This window comes from Algihabitans sp. (assembly GCF_965226985.1).
Taxonomy (GTDB): Bacteria; Pseudomonadota; Alphaproteobacteria; order Kiloniellales; family DSM-21159; genus Algihabitans.
In genome coordinates, this window is the sequence record NZ_OZ245712.1 from 4,183,267 (window position 1) to 4,197,152 (window position 13,886).

The following is a 13,886-nucleotide window of genomic DNA, read 5'->3' on the forward strand; positions in this document are numbered from 1 at the left end:
CTCGCCCGATTACTCGCCGATGTAGAGTTTGCGCGCCAGTGTGCCGTCGGCCCGAGCCTCGATAAACCAGGAGGCCAGACGTGCGTGTATCTGGCGGGCCACCTCCTCGGCTCCCCGCGTGCGGGCATCCAACTCCGCGCGATAGGTGGCGTATTCCGTTTCGACGATATCGTAGGCCGAAATAGAGGTGGCGTTGCCCCTCAACAACTGCGTCCCGTTTGCAGCAAGCGCCAGCGTATAGCTGGCGGTCAGCCGCAGTTGCGCGCGGGTTGCCGTGGCATCGGTTGCCAGCAGCCGCTCACCGATGCTTTCAGTGACCCTGGTCGTGAGTGTGTAGGCCGGATTGCTTGGCTGACCGGCCGGCGTAAGCTCGTTGCGCAGCGCATTGTGCACCTGTTGTCCCAATCGGCTCGGCAAAGGCTGGATCCGGATCGCCCGAAGATCTTCCTGGCTGCGGTAGGACTCCGCAGGTCCGGTCGGGTTGAAGGACCCATAGAGCGGCCGCGCGCGGCAACCGGCGAGGGCTGCGGGAAGGCCCAGAAGTCCGGACAGCAGAAAGAGACGGCGTGAGACGGCCATGGCTCAGATCACCAGATTGACGATTCTGTTCGGGACGACGATCACCTTGCGAAGAGCTTGACCCTGCAGGGCCCGTTGTACGGCCGGATCGGCGAGCGCGGCATCCTCGGCGGCTTGCTTGTCGGCGTCGCGCGGCAGTTCGATGGTCGCACGCTTCTTGCCGTTCACCTGCACGGCCAGAACCACGGAGTCCTCAACCAGCAGAGCGCGCTCCGCTTCCGGCCAGGCGGTGTTCGCCAACAAGCCGGTATGTCCCAGGCGCAGCCAGAGTTCCTCGGTCAGGTGCGGCATCATCGGGCCGGTCAGACGTACCAGCATCTCCAGCGCTTCGCGCAGGACCCAGGTACCGCCAGCATCTCGTGCTTCATAGCTGGAGAGACCGTTGGTCAGTTCGTAGAGCCGGGCCACGGCCTTGTTGAAATGAAAGGCCTCGATGTCGCCCGTCACACCTGCGACGGTCTTGTGCACCTGACGGCGCAGGTCGAGCGCAGGACCGTCGATCGAGGCGGGTCGGGACGTCTCGACCGGCGGCAGAACGTCCAGGGCGCCCTCGACCAGTCGCCAAAGCCGGTTGACGAAGCGCCAGGCGCCCTCGATGCCAGCATCTGTCCACTCCATCTCGCGTTCGGGCGGTGAGTCGGACAGCATGAACCAGCGCGCGGTATCGGCGCCGTAGGTCTCGATGATGGTTGCCGGGTCCACCGTGTTCCGCTTGGACTTGGACATCTTTTCGACGCGACCCTGGGTCACGGCGCGGCCGTCTTCGGTCCTCAGGTCGCCGGCCTCTGCCTGAACCACGTCACCAGGTTCAACCCAGGCACCGTCTTCAGCGCGGTAGGTGGCGTGGGTGATCATTCCCTGGGTGAAGAGACCTTCAAAGGGCTCCGGTGCCTCGACGCTTCCGAAGCGTTGCAGCGCACGTGTGAAGAAGCGTGCGTAGAGCAGGTGCAAAACGGCGTGCTCGACCCCACCGATATATTGGTCGACCGGCAGCCAGTAATTGGCGGCCGCCGAGTCGAGCGGCCGCTCGGCGCGGGGCGAACAGAAGCGCGCGAAGTACCAGGAGCTGTCGACGAAGGTGTCCATGGTATCGGTGTCGCGTTCAGCCGGGCTGCCGCAGCGCGGGCAGTCGACCTTCTTCCAGGTCGGATGATGCGCCAGGGGATTGCCCGGCGTGTCGAAGCTGACGTCCTCGGGCAGGGTGACCGGCAGCTGCTCATCCGGCACAGGGACGGCGCCGCAGTTCGGACAGTGGATCACCGGGATCGGACAGCCCCAGTAGCGTTGTCGGGACACGCCCCAGTCGCGCAGGCGGAACTGCACGGTGCCATGCCCGGCGTCCAGCTCTTCCAGCCGCCCCACGACCCGCTGCTTGGCGTCCGGTACGCTCAAGCCGTTCAAGAATTCAGAGTTACAGAGGTTGCCGTCGCCGGCATAGGCCTCATCGCCTATGGAGAAGGTCGCCGGATCCGCATCGGATGGCAGAACAACGGGTGTAACGGACAGACCGTACTTGCGCGCGAAATCCAGGTCTCGTTGATCGTGCGCCGGACAGCCGAAGATCGATCCGGTGCCGTAGTCCATCAGCACGAAGTTGGCGACGTAGACCGGCAGGCTCCGGTTCGGGTCGAGAGGATGACGGGCGGTCAAAGAGGTCTTGTAGCCACGTTTTTCGGCTGTCTCGATGGCCTCTTCGCTGGTGCCCAGTCGGTCGCATTCGGCGACGAAGGCGCGCAACTTCGGATCCTCGGCGGCCAGGGCGGCGCTCAGCGGGTGATGGGGCGAGAGCGCGCAGAAGCTGGCGCCGAAAAGTGTGTCCGGCCGTGTGGTGAAGACTTCCAGTGGACCGTGGGTTTCGGCGGCGGGGGCCCCCTCCAGCGGAAAGAAGACCCGGGCTCCTTCCGAGCGGCCGATCCAGTTGGCCTGCATCAGGCGGACCTTCTCGGGCCAGCGCTCCATGCGCTGCAACTCCTCCAGCAGATCCTCGGCGAAGGCGGTGATTTTGAAGAACCAGCCAGGCAGGTTGCGGCGTTCGACCGGAGCACCTGAGCGCCAGCCCTTGCCGTCGATGACCTGCTCGTTGGCCAGGACCGTGTGATCGACCGGATCCCAGTTCACCCAGGTCTCCTTACGGTAGACCAAGTCGTGACTCAGGAAGTCCAGAAACAGGCGCTGCTGCTGGGCGTAGTAGGCAGGGTCGCAGGTAGCGAACTCGCGCGACCAGTCGAGCGACAGCCCCATGGACTTGAGCTGGTCGCGCATGGCCTCGATGTTGCCGTAGGTCCATTTGGCCGGATGGACCTTCCGCTCCATAGCGGCATTCTCAGCCGGCAAACCAAAGGCATCCCACCCCATGGGATGGAGCACGTTGAACCCCCGGGCGCGCTTATAGCGCGCGATCACGTCACCGATCGTATAATTTCGGACGTGACCCATGTGGATGCGCCCCGAGGGGTAGGGGAACATCTCGAGGACGTAGTAGGTTTCGCGACCCGGTGTCTCCTCGGCACGGAAACAGTCGGCATCGGACCAGGCCGACTGCCATCTGGCCTCGATCTCTTTCGCGTTGTAGCGGCTCATTTGGGCGTGCAGTCGCTCCGGCAGGGATCGGGTGCCATGCCGGGTTTCGGCTTCGGCCCCCTCTTAGGGTGTCACTTGAAGGCAGCGACAGGGTCGCGTCAGTTCAGGGCGGCGATGCGGAGTTCGCGCGCCCGGGTGAGGATGGCGTTCTCCAGGTCGATGCCGGTGGTATCTCCCACTTGCGCGTCCTTCCAAGTTCCGCCGCCGTTGACCTGCCGGAAGACACGGGCGCGGACACCGTCGGCCCGCAGATCCCGGCCCAGGATGAAGACGTTGACCTTGAAACGCTCCTCGGGGCTCTCGGGCGGCGAGTACCAATCGGTGATGATTACGCCGCCGAAAGGATCCGCCGAGGACAAAGGCATGAAAGATACCGTGTCGAGCGAAGCGCGCCAGAGGAAGGCGTTGACACCGATCCCGGTCCCTCCCGCTGTGTCCGCCGGCGTATCGTTGTTTCCGAAGATATCGAGGCCGCCCGGTCCGAAGACGCCGCCTTCCGAAGCTACGTCGTAGGCGTCTCTACCGGTTTCGCGGCGATCGTCGTCGGGAAAGATCGTCCGGTTGCCGCTGTTTCCGCCGCAGGCGGCAAGACTCAGGGCGAGCAGCACCGCCAGAACAGTGACACCACGCCGCTGCTGGCGATCCCTGGAAATCATAACTGAACTCATCGTCCGATGGATCTCGACTGTTGTGTGCGATTGTACCTGTCTCGGTGGCGGCGTCGCACGGCTCCCCGACTCGAGTTGCGCAAACCGAGCCACCTGCTTCAACCTAACGTCCGCAGGCGTTCGAATCCAGCGGTTCGGCACTGCAGATCCCGCCGGCCCTCGCAGGTATCTCAGGTCAAAGCCTCGATCCGAAAGGCGGCCTGTCGCGTGAAGGGACTGAGGGCCAGGGTGCGATACTGCAGTCCCCGTTGTTCCACGAGCTCCCGGAAGGCCTTGTATTCGTGGTCCCGCCAGCCGGGATAGGCGAAGTACTCGTCGAACACCAGCACGGTGCCAACCGTCAGCCGCCCGGTCAGGGCCTGCAGCACATCGGCTGTCGAGGCATAGATGTCGCAGTCGATGTTGGCGAAGGCCAAGGGAGCGGAGGTAGTCTTCACGAAGCCGGGCAGGGTCTCGGCGAACCAGCCCCCGTGCAGATGCACCCCCTCCGGCATCTCCGGCAGCCGCCCGCGAGTGGAGTAGGCGCCGGCGCCTTCGTCCGGCAGCCAGGCTTCCGGCAAGCCTTCGAAGGAATCGAAGCCGTGCCAGCCGCCGGGGGGTGTCGGCCGGGTTTCAGCCAACAGACGCAGGGAACGCCCGGTGAAGACGCCGAACTCGCAGTGCAGTCCCTGGTCCGGCGCCTGGGCCAGAGCGAAGCGGAGCAGACTTGGCTTAAAGCCGAAGATCGCTGGAGCCGCACCTTCGCGTCGGCTCGTTTCCTGATGATGGGTGACTGCCTCGCGCAGCGCCGACTGGTCTGGATCCAGCCCTTCTGCCTCTCGCCAGGCCTTGGTGGCGTCGTCCTGTTCGTTCAACTGAAGCAGCGCGGCATGATAAGCCGCCGCCAGGGCCATCCGCGGATTGGCACGGCGTGCTGCCGCGAAGCGTGCGGTCGCATCCGGCCGGTCGCCGCGGTCGAGAGCGCAGAGACCGAGGTGCCACTGCGGGCCGGGCAGTCCGGGCAGCTTCGCCAGCGCGGCTTCGGCGGCCGCGACGGAGGCGTCGATCTCTCCAAGGTCGGCGAGGCAGGTGGCCCGGTTGTGCAGAGCGAAGGCACCCGGCGGGCCGGGTTGCGACGCCGCCACCTCGAGGGGAGCCAAGGCTTCGTCCGGCAGTCCGGCCGCAAGCAACGTGGCGCCGAAGGCCAGCGATATCTGCGGGTCTTCCGGGTTCGCCGTGAAGAAAGGAGCGAGCAGATCGACCGCCTCCGCCGAGCGTTTGGCTTCGACCAGCAGTTCCGCGAGCAGCAGAGCGGGCGCTGGCGCCTCGGGTGCGGTCGCCTGTGCTGTTTCTGCAGCCGACAAAGCGGCCTCGACCCGGCCGAGTCGGCGCAGAAGCTGCGCTCTGTCGTAGTGCAGGGGACTGTGGTCGGGTGCCGTTGTGCAGGCCGCCTCCAAGGCCTGAAGGGCCTGCTCGGCCTGTCCACTCGCGAAACGGGACTGTGCGAGGCTTCGCAGAACGGCTGGATCGCCGGGCCGTCGCGCCAAGGCCGCTTCCAGGTGTTCACAGGCCTCTCTCCAGCGTCGCGCCGCCATGGCTTGGCGCGCCGTGGTTAGGCTGGCATCGAAACTGTTCGACTCGGGCATGGGCTCAGGCTGGCGGTTGCAGTGCGGTCGACGGGCCGGGGCAACGGCGGATTGACGCTGCTAACCTAAGCGCTTAATCCGCAGCCGTTACAGAGCAAACGTTGCGAAGGACCGCTCGATGCAACTCGCCAATGCCGATGGCCCGGTGGTTCTGGCCTTTCCGACCCCGATCTACCGGCGGCGTTGGCCCGATAGCGGTGCTCTGAACGATGCCTTGAAGGCCCTGATCCTGGCGCGGAAGGAGGCGACGCCCTCGACGGTGCGGAGCAACATGGGCGGCTGGCAGTCCAGCCACGACCTGATGTCCTGGGGCGATCCTTCGCTGGCGACGCTCGGCCAGTATGTCAACGAAGCCTTCGGCGCCGCGATGGAGGCCGAGATCGGAACCCGGGATTTCGCCTGCAAGCTGGCGATTACGGCCTGGGCCAACGTCAACGGCGACGGCGACTACAACCGGCACCACAGCCATGCGAACAATCACTGGTCGGGTGTCTACTACGTCGACCTCGGGGTGCCGGCGCCGGACGTCAGCCCCAACGGCGCCATCGAGTTCCAGGATCCGAGACCGGCCGTCGGTGTCTACGACCTGCCGGGGGCGCAAAGCCTGGCGACCTGGACCATTCAGCCGGAAGCTGGCGAGATGCTGCTGTTCCCTTCCTGGCTGCGCCACGGGGTTCTACCGTTTCGAGGCAGCGGCGCGCGTATCTCGATCGCCTTCAACCTCCGGGTCAGCGATTTGAAACGACAGGTGCGTGCCGTTTGAAGGCGCTCTCGGCAGTTTGCTATGGCTGCGTTGTTGCTCGTGAATTCTTCTGAAATGAAGGCGCAGGCGTGTGTTTTGAGCAGATGGCTCTCTAATTAATTAATAAGTGAATGATTAGGCGAGTGGTGGTTTTTCAATCACGCTAGGACAAGATCGACACAGCGGCGGCCAAGTCTTTATTGCATGGTGACTCAGCAAAGCTAGAGTGCCGGCCAGCACCTAAGGCGATTTCTATCGCTTTGCCGGTGCGATGAGTTCACCCGGGGGGCTCGAGAGGACGTTGAGTTGGCCTTTTTGGAGAGGTTTGCTGGCGGTCTCGACAGAGGGAAGCCGGGTGGGGATGTCAACGGCATCTGAGCTTTGATGGAGGAGCAACGGATGAAAAAGGTCCTTATGGGCACCACGGCGATTGGCGCGGTTGCGCTGATGGCTGGCCCGGCGGCCGCTCAGGACGGGAAGATCTCCCTGGGCGTCGGCGGTTATTACGAGAACTTCTTCACCTTCGTGGAGCAGGACTTCGATGACTCGCCAGCTGGCGTAGGCGATAACGACTACAACCAGTTCAACGTTCGTCAGGAAGGCGAAATCCATTTCACCGGCGAGACGACGCTGGACAATGGTCTGACGGTCGGTTTCCAAGCGCAGCTTGAGGCGGTCACCCAGGGCGACCAGATCGACGAAACCTACCTCTACTTCGAGGGTAGCTGGGGCCGTCTGGTCATGGGGTCGGAGAACTCCGCTCCCTACCTGATGCAGTACACTGCCCCCTCTGCCGGTCTGGGTCTGAACTCGCCGAATATCGCGCCGTTTAATCAGCTGTCTGATACCGGTGCTCCACTTGTTCCGCCGGCACCCAATACTTCGACGTTGCTCAACCTGACGTCGGACGCGAACAAGATCACCTACTTCACGCCGCGCTTCGCCGGCTTCCAGCTGGGTGCGTCTTACACGCCGAACATTGATGCGCGAGGCGGTGACCGTCAGTCCTCCGGTCTGAACACCGAGGAAGATAACGACGATTACAACAACTTCTTCGGCTTCGGCGCCAACTTCGTCGAGTCGTTCAACGGCGTTGACGTGGCCATCGCTGGTGGCGTCGAGTACGGCCAGGAAGAAGAGAACAATCCCGCGACCCCCGAAATTGACGACTACATCGCTTACTCAGGTGGCGTGAATGTCGGTTTCGCCGGTTTTACGGTCGGTGGTTCTATTCTTCATAGCAATGGCGGTGTGGAGAGCAACGGTGACGTCTTGGTCTGGGATGTCGGCGTGACCTACGGCCAGGGTCCGTGGGAAGTCGGTGTTACCTACCTAAACGGCGAAGCTGAAGTTGGCACACCTGCTGCTACGAACGGTGAAGATGATCTTCATCGCGTCGAGATTGGTGCCAACTACCGCCTCAGCCCCGGCGTGCGTGTCATCGGTGCTCTACAGTACACTGATGAAGAGGCCGACTCTGTTGACCGGGACGAAGACGCCTGGGGCGTCATCATCGGTACGCGCCTGGACTTCTAAGTCTGGCAGAGCCGATAGCTTTCGTGCCCGACTGTGTCGGGACGTAAGGCGAAATCAAGGAAAGGGCGGGTCCAACAGACCCGCCCTTTTTTGTTCATTGCTTGTCGTGTTGGAGAGGCCTGACCACCGAGAATCATCGTCCTGCCGCGTACCGGCGCGCGACAGACATAGCCGTTGCAGTTGTGTTTGTATGATCTCGAATCAGATTGGTCTTTGGGGCAATCCGTTTGGATGTCCCAAACGACCTGCTACTGGTGATTATATACCTCTAAGCAATCGCGATCTCTCGACGGAGCGAGACAGCCTTTCAAGCAAGTCGCAGAGCGTTGCGAGTTCCGGGTCGGTCAGCCCTAAGACTTCCGGCTGTTCGATGCCTTCGAAGACAGGCTTAAGACGGTCGCGGAGAGCGCGGCCCTCGTCTGTCAGGAAAACGACGCGCCGCCGTTGATCGTTCGGGTCCCGGTCTCGAACCACCCAGCCGCGCCGTTCCATTTGGGCCAGGACGCCGACCGCCGTGGGTTCCACGGTGCCTACACGCCGAGACAGCTCCCGTTGGGAGATGCCGTCTTCCTGCCAAAGCGCGCAAAGAAAGTACCAAAGGCCGGTCGGAACGTTCTCATCCGACAAGCGGTCCTGCAGCGCCTTCATATAGAGCCGGTAAGCTTCGCGCAGCCGAGAGCCAACGCCTTCGAACTGCAGCTCGCTCAGGGGCTGGCTGTTTTGCGAGTCATCCGCGACGTCGTGAAGAGTCTGTGAGGCAGTGGGTACAGTCATGAGGCACTATGATCATATAATTATGTAAAGAAGCTATCGATGTGATCGAGTTTATGCAATCGAAGATTCTCAACCCGCGTCGAATGCGGCTCATTCTTCCTGAAAACCGGTTTTATGAAAATAAACATAGATTTCAATATATAAGGAATAAGAGGCCAAGTCCGTGACTCGTGGAAACGAATCACTCTCACCATACAAGGCGAACGGCTTAAGGCATCTGAGTCCCGAGCCTCGGATCCTTTCGAACAGATCCCTGGAAAATCTCCTTAGAACAGACCGCTAAGTACCAGCGTGGCCTACGCCGCTACCTTCGGTGAGCAACAGGAAGCTGTCACGGCAGCCCACGGCCTGTGTCTGGAATGCAACAGGTTGTCGGAAATGCCTAGAGGTAGAAACACTTTGGTTTGTGACTAAAGTGATTCTGCGTAGAGTGCGGCCATCGGTTCACTACCGAATGAAGAGTTCACCCGGGGGGCTCGAGAGGACGTTTTGTTGGCCTTTATGGAGAGGTTGGCTGGCGGTCTCGACAGAGGGAAGCCGGGTGGGGATGTCAACGGCATCTGAGCTTTGATGGAGGAGCAACGGATGAAAAAGGTCCTTATGGGCACCACGGCGATCGGCGCGGTTGCGCTGATGGCTGGCCCGGCGGCCGCTCAGGACGGGAAGATCTCCCTGGGTGTCGGCGGTTACTACGAGAACTTCTTCACCTTCGTGGAGCAGGACTTCGACAATACGAATAGCGAAGTCCCCGAAAACGACTACAACCAGTTCAACGTCCGTCAGGAAGGCGAAATCCACTTCACCGGCGAGACGACGCTGGACAACGGCCTGACGGTCGGTTTCCAGGTTCAGCTCGAGGCGGTGACCCAGAACGACCAGATCGACGAAACCTTCCTCTACTTCGAGGGCAGCTGGGGCCGTCTGGTCATGGGTTCGGAGAACTCCGCTCCCTACCTGATGCAGTACATCGCACCCTCCGCCGGCCTGGGTCTGAACGATCCGAATATCGCTCCGTATCAGGACGTTTCGGATGCCGGTACTTCGACTCTGCTGAACCAGGTGTCGGACGCGAACAAGATCACCTACTTCACGCCGCGCTTCGCCGGCTTCCAGCTGGGCGCGTCCTACACGCCGAACATCGATGAGCGAGGCGGTGACCGTCAGTCCTCCGGTCTGAATACCGACGAGGATGCGGGCGATTACAACAACTTCTTCGGGGCCGGTATCAACTTCGTCGAGTCCTTCAACGGCATCGACGTGGCCATCGCCGGTGGCGTCGAGTACGGCCAGGAAGAAGAAGAGGCTGCGGCGCCTAATCCAGAGACCGATGATTTCCTCGGCTTCTCGGGCGGTGTGAACGTCGGCTTCGCGGGCTTCACGGTCGGCGGCTCGATCCTGCACACCAACGGCGGTCTGGACAACGGCGGCGATGTCCTGGTCTGGGATGTCGGTGTGACCTACGGCCAGGGTCCCTGGGAAGTTGGCGTCACCTACCTGAACGGTGAGACCGAGACCTCTCCCAATGCGACCGAGACTGTTGGCGGCGACGACCAGCTCCACCGGATCGAGCTGGGCGCCAACTACCGCCTGAGCCCGGGCGTGCGCGTCATTGGTGCCCTGCAGTACACCGACGACGAGGATGCCTCGACGGACCGCGCCGAAGACGCCTTTGGCGTCATCATCGGCACGCGCCTGGACTTCTAAGTCCGGCAGAGCTGATAGCTTTCGCACCCGACAACGTCGGGACGCAAAGCGAAGTTAAGGAAGGGGCGGGTCCAACGGACCCGCCCCTTTTCTTGTCCGATAGGCGGTTCCCTGTGTGACCCGTGTCGCGGCTTGGCGACGGTCCCTCTGCATGCTAGTCAGCGGGAAAGCGGCTTTACGCTGAACAACCGTACCTCGCTGTCCCGGAGTGTCTTTTCGGTCCAATGGGCGCAATCATCTGGCTCGCCTCCTTCCCCAAGTCCGGCAATACCTGGATGCGGGCCTTTCTGCACAATCTGCTGCGGAATCCCGACAAGCCGATGCCGATCAACGAACTGAACAAGTTCACGCTCGGCGACAGCCAGTATGCCTGGTACCGGCTCTTCACCGACAAGCCGGCCACCGATCTGACCCTGGAGGATCTGGCGGCGCTGCGGCCCAAGGTCCATCGCGCCATGATGGGCGCGCATCCCGACTCGGTCTTCGTCAAGACGCACGGCTATCTCGGCGCCAGCAAGGATGCGCCGATACATACGATGGAGTGCACGGCGGGCGGCGTCTACGTTGTCCGCAATCCGCTCGACGTGACTCTCTCCTACGCCGATCACTTCGGCCTGGGACTCGACGAAGCCATCGAGGCCATGGCGGTCGAAGGCGGGCTCAGCCAGGCGACCGACGATCAGGTCATCGAGTTCCTGAATTCCTGGTCGACCAACGTGAAGTCCTGGACCCAGGTCCCAAACCCACGTCTCCATATCGTGCGGTATGAGGATATGCTGGAGAAACCGATCAAGACCTTCACCGGCGTCGCCCGCTTTCTCGGTCTCAAGCCGCCGCGCAAGCGGGTGGAGAAGGCCGTCAAGTTCTCCTCCTTCAGGACCCTCAAGAAACAGGAAGAGGAACAGGGCTTTCAGGAACGCAGCCAGCATTCCAAGGCTTTCTTCCGAGCCGGGAAGCGCGACCAGTGGAAGGACGTGCTGAGCGAGGCCCAAGTCGCGCGCATTGTCGAGCTGCAGGGCGACCAGATGGCACGTTTCGGCTACCTGCCGAAATGATGCTGCCATTGAGGACCGCAAACTCTGGTCGGGCGCGGTCAGCGCAAGTCGACGACGGCGAGAAAGCGCTCTTCCTGGGCATCCGCGCTTAGGCCGCCGGTCTCGCGAACTCCCGATAAAGTCCCGCTATAGCTGGTGACTCCGATTAGGCCGTCAGCCAGATGGACGTCATCGCTCCCTGCATGACCTAGGGGTAGAACGAGTCTGAGCGCCGGCATGCGGACGCCGGAGTGAAAGACGATCTCGCCGCCGACGGTCATGAGACTCGGGCCCTTTAGGACCTTGCCGTAGCGCTCAGCGACCTTGGGTTGGATCGCTGGTGGAACCACGTCCTCCAGCAGACTGCCGCGATCCCAATTGCCGATGGCGCGCTTTGCTTCTTCGCCGACCAGCCGCAGGCGCAGTCTCCCTGTGTCGTCCAGCGCCCATAGCCAGATCCAAGGCAAGGCAGGCACCATATCCAAGGGGTCAACGTCGCGAAGAGACGGAAGAGGCTCACTCCTTCCGCTTCTGGTGTGGGCACGCTCTCGCCAAGTCAACCAGGCTCCTGCAAGAAGGGAAATGTTCGGATGTTGGTTCCCCCGATTGCCGAGCCAGTCGAATAACTCTATGCGCTGCTCGGTCAATGCCGTTCCGTCAGATTCCCCTTTTGCGTTGGTCACCTCGACATCCATGCCCCGCCTGCTGTTCAGGAAGCCTGTTCAATCTGAAAGGGAGCCCAACCAGTCGAGCATCCCAACCCCACTCAAGGCGAAGGAACCGATATCAGATTGTATATTCTAGCTGCACTGGCGCTGTCTTGCGGCCAAGTACGGTGTTTTTGCTAATCTGTCGGCCTCTGTTCTACCGATACGCGAGGACAGGTCTTATGCCACGCAGTCCCGGCCGCCGCATAGGGATCCAGGTTTTTCTTACTGTTGTCTTCGCCGTGGTGGCCCTGATCGGCTGGTTGGCCTGGAAGGGGTATCTCGGAGAAACAGGACCCTCCGACCCTTGCATCGGATTGGACGGACAGGAACGGCAGGACTGCCTGCGGCGGCGATAACCGCTACGCCACGGCAGCCTGTCCCAACAGAGCCTTCACTCGCTCGACCTGCTCGGCCGTCGGCTCCGGCGTTTCGAAAAGCTGATAGGGTCGGCCCAGAGCCCGCCACTTGGCCTCGCCCATCTTGTGGAACGGCAGAACCTCAATGCGTTCCACGTTCGGCAGGCTTCGCGCGAAGGCCGCGAGGCCGCGCACGTTGTCTTCGGCATCGGTCAGCCCAGGTACCAGGACGAAGCGCAGCCAGAGCGGTATGCCGCGCTCGGCAAGTCGCTCTGCGAAGTCGAGGGTTGGCTGTAGAGCCACGCCGGTGACGTCCTTGTAGGTTTCGGGATCCCAAGACTTGATGTCGAGCAGCACCAGGTCCGTCGCCTCCAACAGAGCCTCGTCCGCACGCGCCCCGAGGAAACCCGACGTATCGAGCGCCGTCTTCAGGCCGGCGATCTTGGCGGCCTGGAAAAGCGCGCGCGTGAAGTCCGGCTGGACCAAGGGCTCCCCACCGGTGACGGTCAGTCCGCCATGGGCACGGTAGAAGTCGGCGAAGGGTGCCACCTCGGTCATGACGGCACCGACCGTCGTCACCTCGCCCGCCTTGAGATGCTGGGCGTCGGGGTTGTGACAGTACTTGCAGCGCAGCGGACAGCCGGTGGTGAAGACCACGAAGCGAACGCCCGGACCGTCGACCGTCCCGGCTGTTTCGAGCGAATGAATCCGACCGGAAACCTCCGCCAGACTGCGCGGCAATGGGAGAGAGGGCGCCGTCATCTAGCGTCCGCCGGCGACGCGCAAGATGGCGCCGTTGACGTAGGCAGCTTCCGCCGACAGAAGCCAAAGGACGGGAGCTGCGATTTCTTCCGGCGTTGCGACCCGGCGCAGCGGAATCGTGGGGGCGATCTGCGTCGGACGATCGGGATTGCCGCCTGCGGCGTGGATCTCGGTATCGGTCATTCCCGGTGCAACGGCGTTCACGCGAATGCCCTCGGGACCGACCTCCTTGGCCAGCCCGAGTGTGAAGCTGTCGACGGCGCCCTTGCTGGCGGCATACCAGACGTATTCTCCGGGGCTGCCGAGCGTGCTGGCTGCCGAGGAGAGGGTGACAATCGAGCCGCCCGACCCGCCGTTTGCTGTCGACATGCGCAGCACCGCCTCGCGGCAACAAAGCAGAGTTCCCGTCACGTTGACGTCGATCACAGTCGAAATCTCTCGCGGATCGGCGGCCGCGAGCGGCGAAATCCGTCCGGTCAAGCCAGCGGAGGCGACCAGCGCATCGACTTGCCCCAGACCGCGCTCGCAGGCTGCGAAGAGATCGGAGACTTCGTCGGCATCCGAGACATCGGCCTGCAGCGTGAGAGCGCGCTGGCCGGCGGCGACCACATCCTGGGCGACCGCTTCGGCCGCCGCCGCGTCGCGCTGATAGTTGATGCAGAGATCCCAGCCGCGCAGGGCGGCGAGCCGACAGACCGCAGCCCCAATCCCTCGGGCGCCCCCTGTGACGAGTAGTACAGGCATAAAGATATTCTAGAGCGCCACGGTTTTCGATGAAAGCGATGTCGCGCCCATCGGACGGGATCCGGCTCTGGC

The 13,886-nt window shown here is 62.6% G+C and carries 12 protein-coding genes; 4 read left to right on the top strand and 8 right to left on the bottom strand.

Annotation, left to right across the window (positions count from 1 at the left end; translation table 11 throughout):
• Positions 1–9: 9 nt before the first annotated feature.
• The 4 genes from lptE to ACO054_RS19180 form a co-directional block, all read right to left on the bottom strand.
• Positions 10–579, bottom strand: coding sequence for an LPS assembly lipoprotein LptE (gene lptE, locus ACO054_RS19165; protein WP_421708188.1), 570 nt, complete (start codon positions 577–579; stop codon positions 10–12).
• A gap of 3 nt (positions 580–582) precedes the next feature.
• Positions 583–3,159 carry a leucine--tRNA ligase gene (gene leuS, locus ACO054_RS19170; RefSeq protein ID WP_421708189.1) on the bottom strand — a complete coding sequence of 859 codons (2,577 nt, stop codon included), beginning with the start codon at positions 3,157–3,159 and terminating at the stop codon, positions 583–585.
• A gap of 98 nt (positions 3,160–3,257) precedes the next feature.
• Positions 3,258–3,827 (bottom strand): DUF3576 domain-containing protein, encoded by a 570-nt coding sequence (locus ACO054_RS19175; RefSeq protein ID WP_421708190.1) that lies wholly within the window; start codon positions 3,825–3,827, stop codon positions 3,258–3,260.
• Between the two features lie 170 nt (positions 3,828–3,997).
• A complete protein-coding gene (locus ACO054_RS19180; RefSeq protein ID WP_421708191.1) occupies positions 3,998–5,452 on the bottom strand; it encodes a tetratricopeptide repeat protein in 1,455 nt (484 codons plus the stop codon).
• A gap of 118 nt (positions 5,453–5,570) precedes the next feature.
• On the opposite strand from ACO054_RS19180, the gene ACO054_RS19185 reads away from it, so the two are divergent.
• Both ACO054_RS19185 and ACO054_RS19190 read left to right on the top strand, forming a co-directional pair.
• Complete coding sequence (locus ACO054_RS19185) at positions 5,571–6,215, top strand: 2OG-Fe(II) oxygenase family protein (RefSeq protein WP_421708192.1); 645 nt, start codon at positions 5,571–5,573, stop codon at positions 6,213–6,215.
• A gap of 378 nt (positions 6,216–6,593) precedes the next feature.
• Positions 6,594–7,730: a porin gene (locus ACO054_RS19190; RefSeq protein WP_421708193.1), complete on the top strand. Its 1,137-nt coding sequence runs from the start codon at positions 6,594–6,596 to the stop codon at positions 7,728–7,730.
• 258 nt (positions 7,731–7,988) lie between these two features.
• Here the strand turns inward: ACO054_RS19190 and ACO054_RS19195 are convergent, their stop codons facing one another.
• Positions 7,989–8,504: a MarR family winged helix-turn-helix transcriptional regulator gene (locus ACO054_RS19195; protein ID WP_421708194.1), complete on the bottom strand. Its 516-nt coding sequence runs from the start codon at positions 8,502–8,504 to the stop codon at positions 7,989–7,991.
• Between the two features lie 585 nt (positions 8,505–9,089).
• On the opposite strand from ACO054_RS19195, the gene ACO054_RS19200 reads away from it, so the two are divergent.
• Positions 9,090–10,208, top strand: coding sequence for a porin (locus tag ACO054_RS19200; RefSeq protein ID WP_421708195.1), 1,119 nt, complete (start codon positions 9,090–9,092; stop codon positions 10,206–10,208).
• A gap of 224 nt (positions 10,209–10,432) precedes the next feature.
• A complete protein-coding gene (locus ACO054_RS19205; protein ID WP_421708196.1) occupies positions 10,433–11,263 on the top strand; it encodes a sulfotransferase domain-containing protein in 831 nt (276 codons plus the stop codon).
• Between the two features lie 38 nt (positions 11,264–11,301).
• On the opposite strand, the gene ACO054_RS19210 is transcribed toward ACO054_RS19205, so the two are convergent.
• The 3 genes from ACO054_RS19210 to ACO054_RS19220 form a co-directional block, all read right to left on the bottom strand.
• Positions 11,302–11,727: a hypothetical protein gene (locus ACO054_RS19210; RefSeq protein WP_421708197.1), complete on the bottom strand. Its 426-nt coding sequence runs from the start codon at positions 11,725–11,727 to the stop codon at positions 11,302–11,304.
• A gap of 584 nt (positions 11,728–12,311) precedes the next feature.
• On the bottom strand, positions 12,312–13,070 hold the full coding sequence (gene pflA, locus ACO054_RS19215; RefSeq protein WP_421708198.1) for a pyruvate formate-lyase-activating protein: 759 nt from the start codon (positions 13,068–13,070) through the stop codon (positions 12,312–12,314).
• Positions 13,071–13,814: an SDR family oxidoreductase gene (locus ACO054_RS19220; RefSeq protein ID WP_421708199.1), complete on the bottom strand. Its 744-nt coding sequence runs from the start codon at positions 13,812–13,814 to the stop codon at positions 13,071–13,073.
• Positions 13,815–13,886 lie beyond the last annotated feature (72 nt).